17 protein-coding genes are annotated in these 19,083 nt (G+C 63.0%); 13 read left to right on the plus strand and 4 right to left on the minus strand.

Annotated features, from left to right (window positions below):
• Positions 1 to 264 precede the first annotated feature (264 nt).
• Positions 265 to 2,310: a DNA topoisomerase IV subunit B gene (gene parE, locus SO180_RS21430; RefSeq protein ID WP_449380819.1), complete on the minus strand. Its 2,046-nt coding sequence runs from the start codon at positions 2,308 to 2,310 to the stop codon at positions 265 to 267.
• 275 nt (positions 2,311 to 2,585) lie between these two features.
• Between parE and SO180_RS21435 the strand changes: the two genes are divergently transcribed.
• The 4 genes from SO180_RS21435 to argC all read left to right on the plus strand — a co-directional run bounded on the left by SO180_RS21435 (position 2,586) and on the right by argC (position 7,881).
• Entirely contained in the window at positions 2,586 to 3,116 is a 531-nt protein-coding gene (locus SO180_RS21435; RefSeq protein WP_449380842.1) for a DedA family protein, read from the plus strand.
• Positions 3,117 to 3,396: 280 nt separating this feature from the next.
• On the plus strand, positions 3,397 to 5,922 hold the full coding sequence (locus SO180_RS21440; protein ID WP_449380820.1) for a DUF3857 domain-containing protein: 2,526 nt from the start codon (positions 3,397 to 3,399) through the stop codon (positions 5,920 to 5,922).
• Between the two features lie 298 nt (positions 5,923 to 6,220).
• A complete protein-coding gene (locus SO180_RS21445) occupies positions 6,221 to 6,901 on the plus strand; it encodes an FMN-binding negative transcriptional regulator (protein WP_449380821.1) in 681 nt (226 codons plus the stop codon).
• The gene (gene argC, locus SO180_RS21450; RefSeq protein ID WP_449380822.1) at positions 6,898 to 7,881 is read left to right on the plus strand and encodes an N-acetyl-gamma-glutamyl-phosphate reductase; all 984 of its coding nucleotides are present in this window, start codon (positions 6,898 to 6,900) and stop codon (positions 7,879 to 7,881) included. The genes SO180_RS21445 and argC overlap by 4 nt, the downstream gene beginning before the upstream one ends.
• A 104-nt stretch (positions 7,882 to 7,985) precedes the next feature.
• On the opposite strand, the gene SO180_RS21455 is transcribed toward argC, so the two are convergent.
• Together SO180_RS21455 and SO180_RS21460 are read right to left on the minus strand one after the other, a co-directional pair.
• Entirely contained in the window at positions 7,986 to 8,384 is a 399-nt protein-coding gene (locus tag SO180_RS21455) for an MAPEG family protein (RefSeq protein WP_449380823.1), read from the minus strand.
• Positions 8,385 to 8,449: 65 nt separating this feature from the next.
• Positions 8,450 to 10,258: a PHA/PHB synthase family protein gene (locus SO180_RS21460; protein WP_449380824.1), complete on the minus strand. Its 1,809-nt coding sequence runs from the start codon at positions 10,256 to 10,258 to the stop codon at positions 8,450 to 8,452.
• Between the two features lie 249 nt (positions 10,259 to 10,507).
• Here SO180_RS21460 and SO180_RS21465 point away from each other — a divergent pair, with 249 nt between their 5' ends.
• The 9 genes from SO180_RS21465 to SO180_RS21505 all read left to right on the plus strand — a co-directional run bounded on the left by SO180_RS21465 (position 10,508) and on the right by SO180_RS21505 (position 17,689).
• Complete coding sequence (locus SO180_RS21465; RefSeq protein WP_449380825.1) at positions 10,508 to 10,792, plus strand: hypothetical protein; 285 nt, start codon at positions 10,508 to 10,510, stop codon at positions 10,790 to 10,792.
• A gap of 247 nt (positions 10,793 to 11,039) precedes the next feature.
• Positions 11,040 to 12,260, plus strand: coding sequence for an LL-diaminopimelate aminotransferase (locus SO180_RS21470; protein WP_449380826.1), 1,221 nt, complete (start codon positions 11,040 to 11,042; stop codon positions 12,258 to 12,260).
• A 27-nt stretch (positions 12,261 to 12,287) separates the two neighbouring features.
• The gene (locus SO180_RS21475; protein WP_449380827.1) at positions 12,288 to 13,604 is read left to right on the plus strand and encodes a homoserine dehydrogenase; all 1,317 of its coding nucleotides are present in this window, start codon (positions 12,288 to 12,290) and stop codon (positions 13,602 to 13,604) included.
• A gap of 157 nt (positions 13,605 to 13,761) precedes the next feature.
• Positions 13,762 to 14,763 carry a class II fructose-bisphosphatase gene (gene glpX, locus SO180_RS21480; protein WP_449380828.1) on the plus strand — a complete coding sequence of 334 codons (1,002 nt, stop codon included), beginning with the start codon at positions 13,762 to 13,764 and terminating at the stop codon, positions 14,761 to 14,763.
• A gap of 79 nt (positions 14,764 to 14,842) precedes the next feature.
• Positions 14,843 to 15,562, plus strand: coding sequence for a haloacid dehalogenase type II (locus SO180_RS21485; protein ID WP_449380829.1), 720 nt, complete (start codon positions 14,843 to 14,845; stop codon positions 15,560 to 15,562).
• A 294-nt stretch (positions 15,563 to 15,856) separates the two neighbouring features.
• Entirely contained in the window at positions 15,857 to 16,273 is a 417-nt protein-coding gene (locus tag SO180_RS21490) for an ASCH domain-containing protein (RefSeq protein WP_449380830.1), read from the plus strand.
• 167 nt (positions 16,274 to 16,440) lie between these two features.
• Positions 16,441 to 16,611: a hypothetical protein gene (locus SO180_RS21495; RefSeq protein ID WP_449380831.1), complete on the plus strand. Its 171-nt coding sequence runs from the start codon at positions 16,441 to 16,443 to the stop codon at positions 16,609 to 16,611.
• 225 nt (positions 16,612 to 16,836) lie between these two features.
• Positions 16,837 to 17,187, plus strand: coding sequence for a response regulator (locus tag SO180_RS21500; RefSeq protein WP_449380832.1), 351 nt, complete (start codon positions 16,837 to 16,839; stop codon positions 17,185 to 17,187).
• Positions 17,188 to 17,254: 67 nt separating this feature from the next.
• Entirely contained in the window at positions 17,255 to 17,689 is a 435-nt protein-coding gene (locus SO180_RS21505; RefSeq protein WP_449380833.1) for a response regulator, read from the plus strand.
• Between the two features lie 122 nt (positions 17,690 to 17,811).
• Here SO180_RS21505 and SO180_RS21510 read toward each other — a convergent pair whose 3' ends face one another.
• Positions 17,812 to 19,062, minus strand: a complete 1,251-nt coding sequence (locus tag SO180_RS21510) for a hypothetical protein (protein ID WP_449380834.1) — start codon at positions 19,060 to 19,062, stop codon at positions 17,812 to 17,814.
• Between the last annotated feature and the right edge of the window lie 21 nt (positions 19,063 to 19,083).

The following is a 19,083-nucleotide window of genomic DNA, read 5'->3' on the forward strand; positions in this document are numbered from 1 at the left end:
CCTCGCGCTTCCGGCATCTCCTTCCCGGCGACGTCGGCTTCGTTCGAAAGCAGCGCAAACCGTGCCTCCGCCTTGGCGTCCAATGAGTCGCTCGACCGAATCGGGCCGCCGATCCCGTCGTTTCGCGAGGGCTAATACCTTGCCGCGACCGGCGGCCCATGCTCTGAGCGTGGAACCAAGGTTGCATCATCCAGAGAAGTTGTGATATTTCATAGACATAGCCGGAATTAAGTCCGGCTATGGACGTCGACGGGCCGCTCTAGACTAGACGTCGAGCAGGTCCTCGCTGGCGAATTCGGCTTTGTCCGAAATGAAGGCAAACCGCGCCTCCGCCTTGGTGCCCATGAGTCGCTCAACCGAATCGGCTGTGGTGTCGCGATCGTCGGCAAGCAGGACCACCTTGAGGAGCGTCCGCCGGGCCGGGTCCATTGTGGTTTCCTTGAGCTGCGCCGGCATCATCTCGCCGAGACCTTTGAAGCGGTTCACCTCGACCTTGGCGTTGGCATTGAACTCGCTCTTGAGCAGCACTTCCTTGTGGGCATCGTCGCGGGCGTAGACCGACTTGGAACCGTGCGTCAGCTTGTAGAGCGGCGGCACTGCAAGGAAGAGGTGGCCCTCGTCGATCAGTCGCGGCATCTGCCGGTAGAAAAAGGTGATCAGCAGCGAGGCGATATGGGCGCCGTCGACGTCGGCGTCGGTCATGATGATGATGCGCTGATAGCGCAGATCCTCTTCGCGATATTGCGCGAGCGTACCGGAGCCGATCGCCTGTACGAGGTCGGCGAGCTGGGCATTTGCCGTCAGCTTGTCCTTGCCGGCAGAGGCGACGTTGAGGATCTTGCCGCGCAGCGGCAGCACGGCCTGGGTCTTGCGGTCGCGCGCCTGCTTGGCGCTGCCGCCGGCCGAGTCGCCCTCGACGATGAAGAGCTCGGAGCCTTCCGTGCCCGCATCGGTGCAGTCGGCGAGCTTGCCGGGCAGGCGCAGCTTCTTGCCGGCGGTTTTGCGCGCGGTTTCCTTTTCCTGGCGACGGCGCAGTCTCTCCTCGGCGCGATCGATCACGAAGTCGAGCAGCCTGTTGGCCTGGTTCGGATTGCCGGAGAGCCAGTGGTCGAACGGATCCTTCATCGCCTGCTCGACGATGCGCTGCGCTTCGGCGGTGGCGAGACGATCCTTGGTCTGGCCCTGGAATTCCGGCTCGCGCACGAACACCGAGAGCATCACGGCCGCGCCTACCATCACGTCTTCCGAGGTGACGGAGGCCGCGCGCTTGCCTTGGCCGACGCGCTCAGCGTGGTCCTTCAGGCCACGCAGCAGCGCGCTGCGCAAGCCGGATTCGTGCGTGCCGCCATCGGGCGTTGGCACGGTGTTGGTGTAGGAGGACAGGAAGCCGTCGGCGTCAGCAGTCCATGCCACAGCCCATTCGCAGGCGCCGTGCGCGCCGTTGCGGCCCGACTTGCCGGAGAAGATGTCGGGATGCACCAGCGTGTCGGCATGGATCGCGGCGGCGAGATAGTCCTTCAACCCACCGGGGAAGTGGAACGTCGCTTCCGCCGGCACGTCCTCGACACCCTTCAGGAGCTCGGGCGCGCAATTCCAGCGGATCTCGACGCCGCCGAACAGATAGGCTTTCGAACGCGTCATCTTGAACAGGCGCTGCGGCTTGAACGCCGCCTTGGCGCCAAAGATGTCGGTGTCGGGCTTGAAACGCACGCGCGTGCCGCGGCGGTTGCTGACCTTTCCGAGATCCTCGAGCTTGCCCTTCGGGTGCCCACGCTCGAACGTCATGCGATGGAGTTTTTGGCTGCGCGCCACCTCGACCTCGAGGCGCGAGGAGAGGGCATTGACGACGGAGATACCGACGCCATGCAGACCGCCCGAGGTCTCGTAGACCTTGGAGTCGAACTTGCCGCCCGAATGCAGCGTGCACATGATGACTTCGAGCGCCGACTTCTTCGGGAATTTTGGATGCGGATCGATCGGGATGCCGCGGCCGTTATCGGTGACCGTGAGAAAACCGTCCGCGCTCAGGTCGACCTCGATGAAGGTCGCGTGCCCGGCAAGCGCCTCGTCCATCGAGTTGTCGATGACCTCGGCAAAGAGGTGGTGCAACGCCTTCTCGTCGGTGCCGCCGATATACATGCCGGGCCGGCGCCGGACCGGTTCCAGGCCTTCGAGGACCTCGATGTCGGCTGCGGTGTAATCGGCTTCCCCGCCGCTCGCGCGCGAGGCCGCCTTGGCGGGGGCGCGGGGCTTTGGCTCAGAGCCGCCGAACAGGTCATCTTTTGCTTTGGTTTTCAATTGCTTGGACATATGTCTTGATGCGTTTTGAGGGCCGCGGAGGCGGCGAATCGGTTAGGCCGACTATGCCACGGCTGGCCTGAAAAAGTGACCGTTGCACCGGTCGCAGGTGTCGTTGCGGGCCAATCCCGGCGATTTTACGCCACCCGGGCCCTTTGTTCCCGGCAATTTGACATCGTGGCTCCTCCCGAGCCGGTCTTTGTGACTTGATGTCACGCAAGGCGTTGGCTTACCAGTCCTTTTCACGATCCAGGACGCGCGGTGGGGCGGGGAAGGCATTTTTGGCAATGGAGCAGTATGCGCACGCACTGGCCGACTTCGTGCGTGTTCACCAGGTCTGGGCGGCACCGATCGTGTTCCTTCTGGCATTCGGTGAATCGCTCGCCTTCATCTCGCTACTGATCCCGGCCTGGGGCGCGCTGGTTGCGATCGGCGCCCTGATCGGAGTGAGCGGCATCAGCTTCTATCCGGTGTGGATTGCGGGTGCGATCGGGGCAGCCCTCGGCGACTGGGTCTCATACTGGTTCGGCTTCCGCTACAAGGAGCAGGTCGCGCAGATGTGGCCGTTGTCGCGCTATCCGGAAATCCTGCCGCGCGGGGAGGCCTTCGTGCGGAGCTGGGGCGTGCCGAGCATCTTCATCGGCCGCTTCTTCGGCCCCTTGCGCGCCTCCGTGCCGCTCGCCGCCGGCATTTTCGAAATGCCGTATTGGAGCTTTCAGGCTGCCAACTTTGTCTCGGCCCTGATCTGGGCGGCGGCGCTGCTGTTGTTCGGTGATGTGATGGCCAAGATCATGGAGTGGATCTTGCGGCTGGTGTGAACGAGGCGGCTGGTGTGAACGAGCTGGCTCGTGAGCAAATCGGACCATCGGGACCGGAGAAACTTAAAAAACGTTCTTTCTGGGAGTGCCGCCGGTAATCTTCGCTTGCTAGTTGAGCTGCGGAATTGATCGGCCGAGCGCTCAACAGATGATCGTACGAATTTATTCAGCATTCCTGGCGGTATTGCTCCTCCTGTCGCCAAACATGAAATCGTATGCCGCGGAAGCATCAAGCTCGGACGCGAGGCCCGGCTGGATCGATCCGGGTTGGCGGCGAACGTTGGCCCGTCATACCATTACATTCGACGAGACCGGGCTGAGCAACGAGGTCTTCGAATTCGAGATCAAGGCGCTGGACGAGAAGGGCGCCGAGGCGATCGCGCAGCAGAGCTTTCAGTACAACAGCTATTTTGACGAATTGTCGTCAACGGAGCTTGCCACCCACAAGGCAGATGGCAGCGTGGCCGCGGTCGACGAGCGGGCCATTCGCGATCAACCGGCCTCGACAGATTCCTCTTCGCCCTATTTCGACGAGGTCCGCAACAGGATCATCGCCTTTCCGCACGTTGCGCCCGGCGACAGCATCCGCGGGCGTCTGGTTTACAAGACAAAGCAGGCGAGATTTCCAGGCGAGTTCGCGCGCGTCTGGAGCGAGCCGGCAGGCCAACCGCCGGAAGTGCTCGAAGTGATCGTGGACGGTCCGTCATCCAGGCCGCTGCGGATCGCGCTGCGCAATGTCGAGCACTCGGAAGAGAGGATCAACGATCGCATCGTTCATCGCGGGCGCTTTCGGCAAGACACGCCGAGGCCCGGCCAGATCGACGATGAGACTCTCTCATACGCCGCGCGTTTCGAGGTGAGCACATTTGCCGACTATTCCGCTTTCGCGGCGGCGCTGAACGCCCGCAACGCGCCCATGGCAAGACCGGACGAGAAGATCACGAGACTTTCGCGGGAGATCGCAGGCGATGCCATGGACTCGCGCGCGAAAATCGAGCGCATCTATAATTGGGTCGCGCGCAACATCCGCTATGTCGGAATTGGGCTTGAGGACGGCGGCTGGACGTCGCAGCCGGCCGTGGCCGTGCTTGCGTCGCGCTACGGCGATTGCAAGGCGCACGCGACGCTGTTCAAGGCGTTGCTCGCTGCCCAAGGCATAGAGGCCAATCTCGTCGCGGTGAACTCTGACGCAAGGTATACGCTCACCGAAATTGCTACGCCGAATTTCGATCACGCGATCGCCTATGTCCCGGAGATCGATCAATATCTCGACCCGACCGCCTCACTCTTCGCCTTCGGCTCACTGCCGCCGGATCTCGCGGGCAAGCCGGTCCTCAACATCGACAAGGGCACCTTGGGACGCATCCCGATGAGCGACCCGGCACGCTTCCGGCTCTCTGCGGAGACGGACTACGTCCTCGATCGCGACGGCAAACGCGAAGCACGGTCGATCCTGTCCGGCACGGGCGTCGGCGCGCAACTCGGACGTGTGGTCGCACAGGGATTGGATGATGCAGACCGGCGGATGACCGCCAAGCGCCTGATCGAGCAGGCCGGCCTGACCGGCAGCGGCGACCACACCTATCCAAATCCCCGCGACCTCTCGGACAACTACGCGATCACATCGACGTTTCAGATCAGCAAGGCCGTCGATCTCGATCGGCCCGCGCGCGTCAGGATGTTGCCGTTGACTGATCCAAGGCGGCCGCTGCTGCGGTTGGCTGCCCGCCAGACGAACGGCCGGCCGTTTGTTTGCCGGCCGATGGAATATCGCGAGACCGCTTCGCTGGCGGTCCCCGAGAACATCTTCTTCTACGAGAAACCGGCACCCGTCGACTATTCGGCCACGTTCGAGGGGCGGACGGGTTATGGAGCCGTCCATGGCCGGATCGACGTCAGCGGCACGATTGACGTCGATGGCCGAACCATTCGCTCCAACGCCGTTTTTCGCCTGACGTTCGATGCGCCGGTCTGCCCGGCGGAGTTTGCCCAGGCGATCGAGAAGGGGTTTGATAAGCTCGACGAGTTCAAATACGGGCTGATCGGGCTGACCCCGAAAGAGGGAGCCTCCGTCGTCGATGTCGGCGCCGACTTCAGGGACGGCGTGAGCGCATATCTCGCTCATGATTTTGTGGGCGCGATGGAGCGATTGAAGCCGCTGGCCGAAATGGGCAGCGCACGTGCGCAGTCCTATCTGGGGGTGATGTACCGGGACGGGAGCGGAACAAAGCGCGACGGCGCGGAGGCGATCAAATGGTTTCGCCTGTCGGCCGAACAGGGCGACGCGTACGGACAGGCGAATCTGGCTTACGTCTACGAGATCGGCCTCGGGACGGCTCTGGACGAGAAGCAGGCAGCCGACTGGTACGCCAAGGCCGCAGATCAGGGCAACGCCTATAGCCAGTCCCGCCTTGCAGCCATGTACCGGGACGGACGCGGTGTTCCCCAGGACTATGCTTTGGCCGTCGATCTGTTTTCGAGGGCCGCTGAACAGGGATTGACGTTCGCGCAGACGAACCTCGGCCTCCTGCACATCAAGGGCGAAGGCGTGCCGCAAGATTTCACCAAGGGCATATCGCTGCTGCGCAAGGCCGCCGAGCAGAACGACGGGTTGGCTCAATACAATTTGGGTTGGGCATATGAGAGCGGCACGGGCGTGGCCAAGGATACTCGGCAGGCGATCAAATGGTACAGCAAGGCATCCGATCTCGGGAACGAGCAGGCAAGCGCTCACTTGTACGAGTTGACCCGGGGAGGCTCCTTTTGGGAGGCGCTCTTCGGCCGTCTCGGCATGGCCAGATGGTAACGACGGCGATGTGACGCTAGCCGTTTGCGATCGCCGGTCACGCTGGATCCACGCTCCGGCGGCCCCGAACGACAGTTCCAAACCTTGACGTCCAGCCGATATGGCCTTATAGCGGCGCCATGATCAACGCTGCGACCATTCTGTTCGCCCGTCGCCGCCGCCGCACTTTAGCGGTTTGGGCGGTCGATCGCGTTTGAGATCATCGCCTTTGCCGCTGGATCCGATCCGCGGCATTCTCTCTCCTGTCAGCGCGATCTGATCCGGCGGCCCCTACAAGGAGCCCCAGCAGGAGACCACGATGTATACACCGCCCTTTTTCAAGCAGGACCGCGCCGCGAGCCTCAAGCTTGCGGACGAGCGCGGCTTCGGCACCATCTGCGCGTGGGACGGCACCAGGCCGATCGCGTCACAATTGCCGTTCTATGTGAGCTACGCCGCCGACGGCACGCCGCACGCCGCCTTTCATGTTGCCCGTCACAATCCGCTGGTAAAACTTGCGGACGGGGCGACGTCCTGGCTGCTCGCGGTCAATGGTCCGGATGCCTATGTATCGCCGGACTGGTACGTCTCGCCGGACCAGGTGCCGACCTGGCTCTACCAGTCGGTGCATCTGACCGGGCCCGTGCGGGTCTTGTCGGACGTGGAGCTCAGCGTGCAGATCGACACGCTCAGTGCCAAGTTCGAGGAGTGGCTGCTGCCGAAGAAGCCATGGACCTCGGCGAAGATGGCAGCGGGGCGACTCGAGGCGATGAAGAAGGCGATCGTGGGTCTGGTCATGACGGTTGAAGAGGTCGAAGGCAGCTTCAAGCTCAACCAGCACAAGTCCGAAGCCGACTTCGCCGCGATCGCAAATGCGCTCGGCGATGGCGATGCCGACGCGAAAGCGATTTCACGATTGATGCGGCAGACGCGGCCGCAAATCTTCACTGATCAAGTCATTGCAGATGACACGAACAAGCTCGAAAGGAGCGCGACATGAGCCTCGCTGAGACCAAACAAGCCCCGACGGTCGGTGCTGCCACCAAGAAGCCGGTCGTCTTCGTCGACGGCGGCTCCGGCACGACCGGCCTTGGCATCAACGAGCGGCTCAAGCTGCAGGGCGACGTCGCGGTGAAGACGATTGCCGACGACAAGCGCAAGGATCCCGCGGCCAAGAAGGCGCTGATGGAGGAGGTCGATCTCGTCATTCTCTGCCTGCCCGACGACGCCGCGAAGGAGACGGTCGCGCTGGTCGACGGCATGGGCGCCGCGGCTCCGAAAGTGCTGGACGCCTCGACCGCGTATCGTGTCGCGCCCGACTGGGCCTACGGATTTGCCGAGCTCACGCCCGATCAGGCTGGCAAGATCAAGGCCGCCAAAAAGGTCTCGAATCCCGGCTGCTATCCGACCGGCGCGATCGCGCTGCTGCGGCCGATCGTCGATGCCGGCCTCTTGCCACAGGACTATCCCGTCACCGTCAACGCGGTGAGCGGCTATTCCGGCGGGGGCAAGTCGATGATCGCGAGCTTCGAGGACGGCAGCGCACCATCCTTCGAGCTCTACGGCCTCGGCTTCGAGCACAAGCATCTGCCGGAGATGCAGCTCTATTCGAACCTGACGCGGCGGCCGATCTTCATTCCCTCGGTCGGCAACTACCGGCAGGGCATGCTGGTCTCGGTGCCGCTCCAGCTCGACACGCTGCCGGGCAAGCCTGGCGGAGCCGATCTGCAGGCCGCGCTCGCCAAGCGCTACGCCGGCTCGAAATACGTCTCGGTGATGCCGCTTCAAAACGAAGCAACCAAGGCGGGGCGGATCGAGCCGGAGGCGCTCAACGAGACCAACCAGCTCGAGCTCTACGTCTTCGCCAGCGACAAGTACCACCAGGCGGTGCTGGTCGCGCGCCTCGACAATCTCGGCAAGGGCGCCTCGGGTGCGGCCGTGCAGAACATGCGGCTGATGCTGGGATTGCCGGAGGAGTAGGGATTGTCGTCATTCCGGGGCGCGCACAGCGCGAACCCGGAATCTCGAGATTCCGGGTTCGGTGCTGCGCACCGCCCCGGAATGACGTCGCAACGGTCGTTCGATCAGAGCAACTGGAAGATCGCCAGCGCCAGCACGGCCTGGGCGATGAAACCGACGGTGAACGCGAGGGTGCGGAACACCGGAAGTCCCAGCGCGTAGACGATCAGATGCGCGACGCGGGCCCAGAAGTAGACGGCGCAGGCCAGCACCGTCCATTTGCTCGAGTAGTCGATCGCGTTCAGGATCAGCACCAGCGGTGCAAAGATCACGAGGTTCTCGACCGCGTTGTCATGCGCGAACATCAGCCGGTTCGCCCATTCGGCATGCGGCTTGTCGCCCCGCGAGGGATTGGCCATCGCGCCCGAGAGGCCGCGGACCTGGCAGCGGTTGATGATGTAGGGGATCCAGAGGATGCCGGTCAGGATCACCGTCAAGGTCAGCCAGAACAATTCGCGCGTCATAGTCCGATCCCCACTTTATTCGCCGTGTCGAAGAGGGAGCTTATACAAAAGCGCGAAAGATTCCGCTACGCGCGAACGCGGACGTAGCTGCCGGGTGCGTCCTCGATCGGCGGCACCGCCGCACTGCCGACGGGACGCGCCGGCACCTCCTCGGGGTCGAGCCCACCCAGCCATTCGCGCCAGTCCGGCCACCACGAGCCCTTGTGCTCCTCTGCGCCCTTCATCCACTGCGCGACGTTGACGTCCTTGATGTTGTCATTGGTCCAGTACTGGTACTTGTTCGAAGCAGGCGGGTTGACGACGCCAGCGATGTGGCCCGAGCCCGACAGCACATATTTCACCGGACCGCCAAAGAACTGCGAGCCGTAGAGCACCGATTCGGCCGGCGCAATGTGGTCCTCGCGGGTGGCGAGATTGTAGACGGGCACCTTGACCTTGGAGAGGTCGAGCAGCGTGTTGTCGAGCACCATGCTGCCCGTCGACAGCCGGTTCTCCAGGTAGCAGTTGCGCAAGTAATAGGAATGGTTCGCCGCCGTCATGCGGGTTGCGTCCGAATTCCAGTGCAGGAGGTCGAAGGCGCTCGGCTGCTGGCCCTTCAGATAGTTGCTGACGACATAGGACCAGATCAGGTCGTTGGAGCGGAGCATGTTGAAGGCCATCGCCATCTTGGAGCCTTCGAGCACACCGGCGGTCTTCATGTCGTGTTCGAGCGCCGAGATCTGGTTCTCGTCGACGAAAACGAGCAAATCGCCGGCATGGGTGAAGTCGACCTGCGCCGCGAAGAACGTCGCCGAAGCAACGCGCTGGCGGCGCTTCTCGGCAAGCCAGGCCAGCGTGGTCGCGAGCATCGTGCCGCCGACGCAATAGCCCGCGGTGTGCACCTTCATCTCGCCGGTCGCCCGCTCGATCACGTCCATCGCCTTGAGCGGGCCTTCCTTCATGTAGTCTTCCCAGCTCTTGTCGCCGAGCCGCTTGTCCGGATTGACCCAGGAGATCACGAACACCGTGATGCCCTGATCGACGCACCATTTGATGTAGGATTTTTCCGGCTTGAGATCGAGAATGTAGAACTTGTTGATCCAGGGCGGCACGATCAGGAGCGGTGTGCGCAGCACCTTCTCGGTGGTGGGCTCATACTGGATGAGCTGCATCATCTCGTTCTGGTAGATCACCTTGCCGGGCGTCGTCGCCATGTTGACGCCAAGCTCGAGATTGTCCGGATTGGACTGGCGGATCTTCAGCATGCCCTTGCCGGCCGCGATGTCCTCGGAAAGCATTTGCAGGCCACGCGCCAGATTGTCGCCGGAGCTTGCGACCGTCTCGCGCAGCACCTCCGGATTGGTCAGCACGAAATTCGACGGCGACAGCGCGTTGGTGAGCTGCTGCATGTAGAACTCCGCCTTGCGGCGGGTGTGCGGATCCAGGCCGTCGGCGTCGTCAACCAGTTCATGCGCGCGCTTGGTGGTGAGCAGATAGAGCTGCATCATGAAATCGAAGAACTGGTTCGATTTCCATTCCGGATCGGCGAAGCGCTTGTCGCGGGGCGAGGGCACGATCGCGGGCGGCGCGTCCTCGCCGGCCATGCGCCGGGCCGCCGAGCCCCAGAGGTCGAGATAGTCCTTGGCAAGCCGCGTCTGGAGCTCCGAGGACCGTGCGTTATCTGACAGCCAGTATTGAGCGACCGCAGTGAACGTCTTGACCATCTCGGTCAGTTCGGGCGGCGGCCGGTCTTGGACCTCGCCGGTTTCGCGCGGCTTGAGATAGGCGGCAAGCGCCTTGCCTCCGCTTTCCATCGCCCGCGCGACGTTCATCGCGAAGGCTTCCGCATCGAACGTCTTCTCGGGTGTGGGCGTTTCGGTCGTGACGGTACTCATGACGAGAACAGTAACGATTCAAACCGCGTTCGTCACCGCGAAGCTCGCACCATCTAGGGTTAATCGTGCGCGAACATGTGCTGCACTGCGATATAGTTCTTGGTTCTGTCACAATCAGGGTTCACCACGGCGTCAGGGGCCTTGGATGTGGTCGGCTCACGCCATTGAGGGCAGCAATGGTTTGAGCTGAGGCTGGCTGTTGGAGTAAGCTCCACCGGCCGTGCTGTTGGGACGAGTAGGGGATTCCCAGTGTTGGCGTTGAGGGACCGACAGACGAGGCGGCTTGCGCCGTGCGCGCTGCTCATCATTGCGTTTACGCTCGGCGGATGTTCAAGCCAGATTGCTGACTTGACGCCCGCTGACACGCAGCCGCATCCGAAAGAGGCGGGTGGCTATCTGCCGGTGCATGATCTGCCGCCGGCGCGCGACGAGGCGGTGATCCCGCCGGATCAGCGCGCCAAGATCGAAGCCGAGCTGGCCGCCGCGCGCGACCGCCAGGCCGCGGCGGCGGCCAAGGATGCGAACGGCAAGTAATTCCGATCCAAGTAGCCCCGAGCTTAAGCAACCCCCGCGCCAACGTAATCGCTGGCGCGTCCGCGTCTCCGTGCTAAAAGACCTCATTCAGCCGAAAGTCAGGGTGAGGGAGTTCAGTCCCTGCCTTAAGGATCTTGCTCTAAGCATTTGATTTGGAGCGATTTTCAGGCAGGGTCCGGTATCCTCTCGATTGTAGTGTCGAGGCCGCCCGATTCTGCCCTGGCCGGTTGCTCGGAGCCTGGAACCCATGGAAGAATTTTACCGTATCCGCCGTCTGCCGCCTTACGTATTCGAACAGGTCAACCGGGCCAAGGCGGCCGCGCGGAACGCCGGCGCCGACATCATCGACCTCGGCATGGGCAACCCGGACCTGCCGGCCCCGCCGCATGTGCTGGAGAAGCTCAAGGAGACCCTCGGCAAGCCGCGCACCGATCGCTACTCCGCCTCGCGCGGCATCCCCGGCTTGCGCAAGGCGCAGGCGGGCTATTACGCCCGCCGCTTCGGTGTGAAGCTCAATCCGGACACCCAGATCGTCGCGACGCTGGGTTCGAAGGAGGGCTTCGCCAACGTCGCGCAGGCGATCACCGCGCCGGGCGACGTCATCCTCTGTCCCAATCCGAGCTATCCGATTCACGCCTTCGGCTTTTTGATGGCGGGCGGTGTCATCCGCTCGGTGCCGTCGGAGCCGACGCCGCAGTTCTTCGAAGCGGTCGAGCGGGCCATCGTCCACTCGATCCCGAAGCCGCTCGCACTCGTCGTCTGCTATCCTTCGAACCCGACGGCCTATGTCGCGAGCCTCGACTTCTACAAGGACCTCGTCGCCTTCGCGAAGAAGCATGAGATCCTGATTCTGTCCGATCTCGCTTACGCCGAGGTCTATTTCGACGAGAACAACCCGCCGCCCTCCGTGCTCCAGGTGCCCGGCGCGATGGACGTCACCGTCGAGTTCACCTCGATGTCGAAGACCTATTCGATGGCCGGCTGGCGCATGGGCTTTGCGGTCGGCAACGAGCGCGTCATCGCAGCGCTTGCCCGCGTGAAGTCCTATCTCGATTACGGCGCGTTCACGCCGGTTCAGGTTGCCGCGACCGCGGCGCTGAACGGCCCCGATGATTGCATCAAGGAGATGCGCGACACCTATCGCAAGCGCCGCGACGCGCTGGTGGAGTCGTTCGGCCGCGCGGGCTGGGAGATCCCGCCGCCGGACGCGTCGATGTTCGCATGGGCGCCGCTGCCGGAAGCCTTCCGCAGCGTCGGCAGCATGGAGTTCGCGACCCTGATGGTCGAGAAATCCGGCGTGGTGGTATCGCCCGGCGTCGGCTTCGGCGAGCATGGTGAAGGATATGTCCGCATCGCCATGGTGGAAAACGAGCAACGGATCAGGCAGGCCGCGCGCGGCCTGCGCCGCTTCCTTGAAAGCGGCATCGAAACGTTGCACAACGTGGTTCCGCTCGCCAATCGGCGTTAATTCCTTCCGGCAGGTTTTCGAAGCATTATGGTCGCACCCCTGAAAGTGGGTATCGCGGGGCTCGGCACTGTGGGCGCCGAAGTTGTCCGCTTGATTGAAACCCAGGCCCGCGTGCTCGCGGGCCGCAGCGGCCGTGGCATTCGCGTCGTCGCCGTCACCGCGCGCTCCAAGGCGAAGAAGCGCGGCATCGATCTGCGCGGCGTCGAATGGGCCAAGGATCCGCTCGCGCTCGCTACCCATCCTGGTATCGACTGCTTCGTCGAGCTGATGGGCGGTGCAAGCGACCCCGCGCTCTCTGCGGTCGAGGCGGCGCTGAGCGCCGGGAAGTCCGTCGTCACCGCCAACAAGGCGCTCCTTGCCAAGCACGGCATCAAGCTGGCGAAAGCCGCCGAAAAGCACGGCGGTGCGCTGAATTTCGAGGCAGCCGTCGGCGCCGCGATTCCCGTCATCAAAACGTTGCGTGAAGGTCTCGCCGGAACCGGTATCAACCGCGTCTACGGCATCCTCAACGGCACCTGCAACTACATCCTGACACGGATGGAGCAGGAGGGCCTGTCGTTCGCCGAATGCCTGAAGGATGCGCAGCGGCTCGGCTATGCTGAGGCCAATCCGTCCTTCGACGTCGACGGCCACGATACCGCGCAGAAGCTCGCGATCCTGGCGAGCCTCGCCTTCGGCACGAAAGTTGCTCAAAGCGCGGTGTATGTCGAAGGCATCTCCTCGATCGCTCCGGAAGATCTTCGCGCGGCCGCCGATCTCGGTTACCGCGTCAAGCTGCTCGGCGTTGCCGTTCGCACTGCCAAGGGCATCGAGCAGCGCGTGCATCCGACCATGGTTCCAAAGTCGTCCTCGATTGCGCAGGTGATGGGCGTCACCAATGCGGTCACGATAGATGGCGAGGGCATTCCGCCGATCACGTTGGTCGGCCCCGGTGCGGGCGGTGCCGCGACGGCCTCTGCCGTGGTCGCCGACATCGCCGACGTAGCGCGCGGCATTCGCGCCAATCCGTTCGGCCGGCCGGTCGCGCAATTGCAGGATACCAGCAAGGCGCCGATGGAGCGGCACGAGGGCGGCTATTACATCCGCCTGCTGGCGCGTGATTTCCCGGGCACTGCGGCTGCGATCGCCACGAGGCTCGCCGAGCAGAAGATCTCGATCGAATCCATCGTGCAGCGCCATCCCAATGGCGGCCCCGCGCAGACCGGCGGCAAGGCTGTGCCCGTGCCCGTCATCCTGATCACCTATGCGACCCATGAGGACGCCGTCCGCCGCGCGCTTGCCGCTGTTCAGCACGACAAGGTGATTAGCGGACGGCCGCAGGTGATCCGGATCGAGAAGAACTAGAGCATGATCCGGACCCGGATGGCCGCATTAGCGCAAAGCGTGCAGCGGTTTTCCGATAAGATCATGCTCAAACAAAGAGCGGTTCGAACCGAACCGACGCGTCACGAATTGATGCGGACAGATGTCCGCTTGGGCTAGGTTTTGAAGGAGTGAGCCAATGTCGACCCATATTGAAGTCCCCCCGCATGCCTTGCTCGAGCGCATTCTCACGCTGGAGATCGTGCGGGTGACGGAACGGGCGGCGGTGTCCTCGGCGCGATTGCGCGGCCACGGCAACGAGAAGCAGGCCGACCAGGCCGCGGTCGACGCGATGCGGCGCGAGCTCAACAAGCTGCCGATCCAGGGCACCATCGTGATCGGCGAGGGCGAGCGCGACGAGGCTCCGATGCTCTATATCGGCGAGCAGGTCGGCCTCAAGGCTGGCCCCCAGGTCGACATCGCGGTCGACCCGCTCGAGGGCACCACACTGTGCGCCAAGAACATGCCGGGTTCGATCGCCACGATGGCGATGGCCGATGGCGGCACGCTCCTGCACGCGCCCGACGTCTACATGCAGAAGCTCGCGATCGGTCCCGGCTACGACAAGGGCGTCGTCGAGCTCGATGCCTCGCCGGCCGATAACGTCCGTCGTCTCGCCAAGGCCAAGGGCGTCAAGCCGGAAGGCATCACCGTCCTCGTGCTCGATCGTCCGCGCCACGCCGACATCATCCAGGGTGTGCGCTCGACCGGCGCTGCCGTGCGCCTCATCACGGACGGCGACGTCGCCGGCGTGATCCACTGCGCCGACCCCGATAATACCGGCGTCGACATGTATCTCGGCACTGGCGGCGCGCCGGAAGGCGTGCTCGCCGCCGTGGCGCTGCGCTGCATCGGCGGCCAGATGCAGTGCCGCCTGATCCTTGACTCCGACGAGAAGCGCGAGCGCGCCGCCAAGATGGGCGTCAACGATCCCAAGATGATCTACGGCATCGAGGACATGGCGCGCGGCGACTGCCTGTTCGCCGCCACCGGCGTCACCACCGGCTCGCTGCTCTCGGGCGTCAAGTTCCGCAAGGACGGCGTGATCGAGACCGAGACCGTCGTGATGCGCTCGGTCACCGGCACCGTGCGCTACATCAAGGCCGAGCACCGGCAGCTCGAGAAGTTCCATCTGGACTGAGCAAGGCAACAACAACTGCCGTCATTCCGGGGCGCGACGCAGTCGCGAGCCCGGAATGAGAGCGAGGAGGGAAGCGCACATGTCCGATCTCTCCGCCGTCAAAGCCCTCGTCTTCGACGTGTTCGGCACGGTCGTCGACTGGCGCACCAGCCTGATCACCGACTTCATGTGGTGGGCCAAGGGCCGCGGCGTCACTGCCGACTGGACCGCGCTGGTCGATGGATGGCGGGGGATGTACGTCGCCTCGATGGACGACGTGCGCAAGCACCCCGAGCGCGGCTATGTCATCCTCGACGACTTGCATCGCCGCTCGCTGGAGAAGCTGGTCGAGAAGTTCGCGATCAAGGGCCTTAACGAAGCCGATCTCGATTACCTCACCAAGGGCTGGCATCGCCTCCACCCCTGGCCCGACAGCGTCGCCGGCCTGACGCGGCTCAAGACAAAATTCGTGATCTCGCCGCTTTCGAACGGCAACGTCGCGCTGCTCACCAACATGGCGAAGTTCGCTGGCCTGCCCTGGGACCTCGTGATGTCCGCCGAGCTGTTCGAGCACTACAAGCCCGATCCCGAAACCTATCTCGGCGCCGCGCGCCTCCTCGGCCTCAAGCCGGAGGAGGTGATGATGGTCGCCGCCCACAACGGCGATCTTGCGGCTGCGCAGGAGAATGGCCTCAAGACCGCGTTCGTGGCACGGCCGACCGAATACGGCCCCCATCAAAAGGTCGACTTTGAAGCCACCGGCAAGTGGGACATCGTCGCCAAGGACTTTGGCGGGATCGCCGATCGGTTGGGGTGCTAAAGCGGGATGGCCAACGGCGCACCTTGGTTGGCGCGATCAGGGAGCCACACCTCATTCGCTCCGGCGGTTCCGTATCGCCCGATAGACCGAGGCGCCCTCCAGCGCGTCAAGCTGGACGGCCATGGTCCGCCATTGGTCAGCCAACTCCCGGAGAGTGTACGCCGTCAGGCGATCGGAGGCCCTGCTGGCCATCTCCTCGCATTGGTCGGCTTTCATCTTCATTTCATCGGCGCGCAACATGAGTGGCAATGAACGGGCGCAAACAGCGTTCCAAAATTGCCAGTTGAGATGACCATGAGCAAGACAGTCCCAGAACGGTATCGGCACCTTCGGACGTTTGCGTTCGGCGACAGTCCTGCGCTCGCCGATGCATTGCTCGAACTGGTCATCAAGGGCATCAAGACCGCAACTTGCAGCACCGAAGACGAGCCGAACACCTCGACGCCCGGTGAGCGTTGGGTCGTGCTCGACGGACGCGGAGAACCGCGCTGTGTCATCGAAACCACCGAGGTCACGTATCGGCGCTTCCATGAAGTCGACGCCGCTTTTGCCTACGATGAAGGGGAAGGCGATCGGAGCCTGGCCTATTGGGCTTGTGCCCATCGTACTTATTTCGGCCGGCTCGGACGATTCCAAGAGGACATGATGCTGATGTGCGAGCGCTTTCGTCTGATCGAGGTGTTCGACGATCTCCCACAGTCCGAACAGTAGCTGACGTTGCTTGCACGTGGCCGACCGAACGCGCTCGCTTGAAGGGCGCCAATTTCAGAGCCACCGGCATCTTGGATCTTGTCGTCACAGATGGGCGGCAGCACCGATCGGCTCGGGTGCTGTCACGCGGGCGTAGGAACGTCGGAGGTCGGCCCTGGTTGCCGATCATGTCAGCCGTGACAAATCTGCTTGCTCGAAGGCAACAGTTGCTCAAGCAGCTCGAGAGTGGCGCGTCGGAAGTGTCACGCCAGCAAGCCGAGCGTCAGCTCGAGCAAATCGATACAGCGCTGGAGTTGCTGGAGTGGTTGGCCAAAGGCAGAGATCACAAGAAGCCATGACCCTCAATCCGACAGAGGGCGGCCTGCGGTTGGTCCACTGGCGTGGCGGACGCTGCCCTTAACCCAGTTAAAGGCGACTCGACCATTCTATGGCTATTGCACGAGGGAGTTACCGATGCGCCTCGGAACCTTCGTCGTCGGGATCGACTTGGTTCATGCGAGCTTACTGAGGCAGATGCGAAAGTGAACACAGGCGGGATGCTGGAACCGGTCGCAGACAGCTCCATGAAGCGTCCGGTACTTGTGGTGGACGACGATGTCCTGGTCCGCTCAATGATCGCGGATGTTCTGCGAGGCGCGGAGTTGGTCGTCATCGAGTGCGGCGATGCGGACGAAGCCCTGGAAATCCTGGGGTCGGGAATAGCCGTGGCGCTCTTGCTGAGCGATGTTCGCATGCCGGGTTCGATGGACGGCGTTGGTTTGGCGAAAGCTGCTAGAACCACGCATCCCGATCTTAAGATCGCCCTTACGTCTTCGGAGCGACCTCCGGAAGATGCTCTCTGCGATGAATTCTTCGCCAAGCCGTGGGATGTCGGCCACGTGATCAGAGGCGTCAAATCCCTGCTGAACGGCTAGGAACACTCCAGCGCTGCGCCGGTTAGCCGGCATGGACGTAGGACCAGACACGAAGACGCGGACCGTCTTGCTCGCCGAAGATGACGTGCTGATGCGCATGTCGCTCGCCGAGTTCCTGCGCGGATGTGGTTATCGCGTGCTGGAAGCCAGATCGGCGGAAGAAGCCATTGCGCTCATCGAGGCTGACACGTTCACTCCCGAAGTCGTTGTGAGCAATGTAGAGCTCGCCGGCGATGGCTTCGGTATCGCGAACTGGATCCGAAACAACGCGCCGCATCTTACGCTGATCCTGACCGGTACGCCCAAACGCGCAGCCAATGTGGCAACGTCGCTTTGCGAGAATGGACCGCTGCCCCCGCCATATGATCCGCAGCTATTGCACCGCCGACTGTTGCGCTTGATTGCAAGCCGGAAGTCTCTTGGAGGGGACCGAAAGCGCAACGCGCTTCAAGCGGGAATGAAGCCTGATGCGCCAGCGACGGGCGCGATGTTTAGAGGATGATATCGGAAAAGTGTGGAGCGGTGTTCCCTCGCGATAAACGCGGAACGCGTTTGCGCGGAGATCACGCTCAAACAACACCTAAAGTGCGATGACGAGTCATCCTAATCTCATCGCGCTTTAGATTAGTTGGGGCCACGCTGTGTCGCCGCTCGGTCGAACGCACGAGCGAGCGTGGTGGCTGCGTTCGCGTCAATCGTCGGCACCTGGTCGAGCGTCTTCTTGAGCTCGGAGGCTTCCAGTGCGAAGAGCTTGTCCGGGTCCTCGGGCGCATTCTTCACCCCCGCGAGCAAGCGCTGCCGAACGCCTCCCAAGACTTCTGTCACGGCCGGCGCTCCGTTCGCCGTCTCCTTGAGTCCGAGCAGCAGGGGGACCCGCGCCCCACGATGTGTGTCCTTTGGCGTCATCCGCTCCTTGAGCTTGTCGAAGCTGGTTTCGTAGGCACCAATAGCGACGATGCGATCGTTCTCGGCCAATTCGGGTGAGGTGATCACATCGGCTCGCAGGTTCAGCATTTGCTCTTCGGCCTTCTCAAAATCCCGTTTCATGGTGTTGAGTGCGACATCTCGCCAACGCTGATGAAAGCCGAGCTGCGTCAGCGGATTGATCGAGTCAGGCCCGTCGGGCAGGAGGGTGGCCGTGTGCTCGATGGCGAGGAGGCAGTAGTCAAGTCCGGAGATGCGCCGGCCGTCCAGAAGAAGTCTGTTGTCCGTCACCGTCAGGCGGCTTGCCGTGGCGTCGTCCAGAGTGGATCCTGCGACCAGCAGATAACCGCTTTGACCGAGCGTGTTCCCATCGGCATAAGAAAACAGCGGTGTGACGATGTTCAGCCCGAACAGGCCGGCGATACGGTCATAGACCTTTTCCGCCACTTTCAAGCCTTCGGTTGCGCCCGGAACGAGCCCGGTCTGCGAAGTCAAGTCCGCGGCGAGTTGCAAGACCTGTTGGGCGATGTCGTGGAAGGGCAGGCGAAACAGTCCCACGAAGAGGGAAAGGTTATCCTGCTTCATCGGAGCCCGCCTGACGGCATAAATGTTCTTGAATTCGATATAGCCCGGGGTGGCACCTGCGGCCTTGAGCTGGGCAGCGATCTCGTCGTTACTCAGGATCGTGGGTCGGCGCTGGCGTTCACTGCCGAAGCTGAACTCTGTGAGCACGACCCCGAGCGGAAGAAACGAATTGAAGAATTTTCCGCCCTCCCGCAAGTTCATCTCGACCATGCGGACGCCGAAATAGCTCGCCTCTGGGACGAATGCCTTGCCCGTCGCAATTGCGCTGCTGCCACTGGCGGATCCGACATAGCCGACGAATGGACGCTCGAGCCCCCGGCTTGACCAGTGATCGACGGTGTCCCTCAGCGTGGTCCAGAGCGTCATGGCTAACTCCCCATCCGCGAA

This window comes from Bradyrhizobium sp. UFLA05-112, assembly GCF_053572325.1.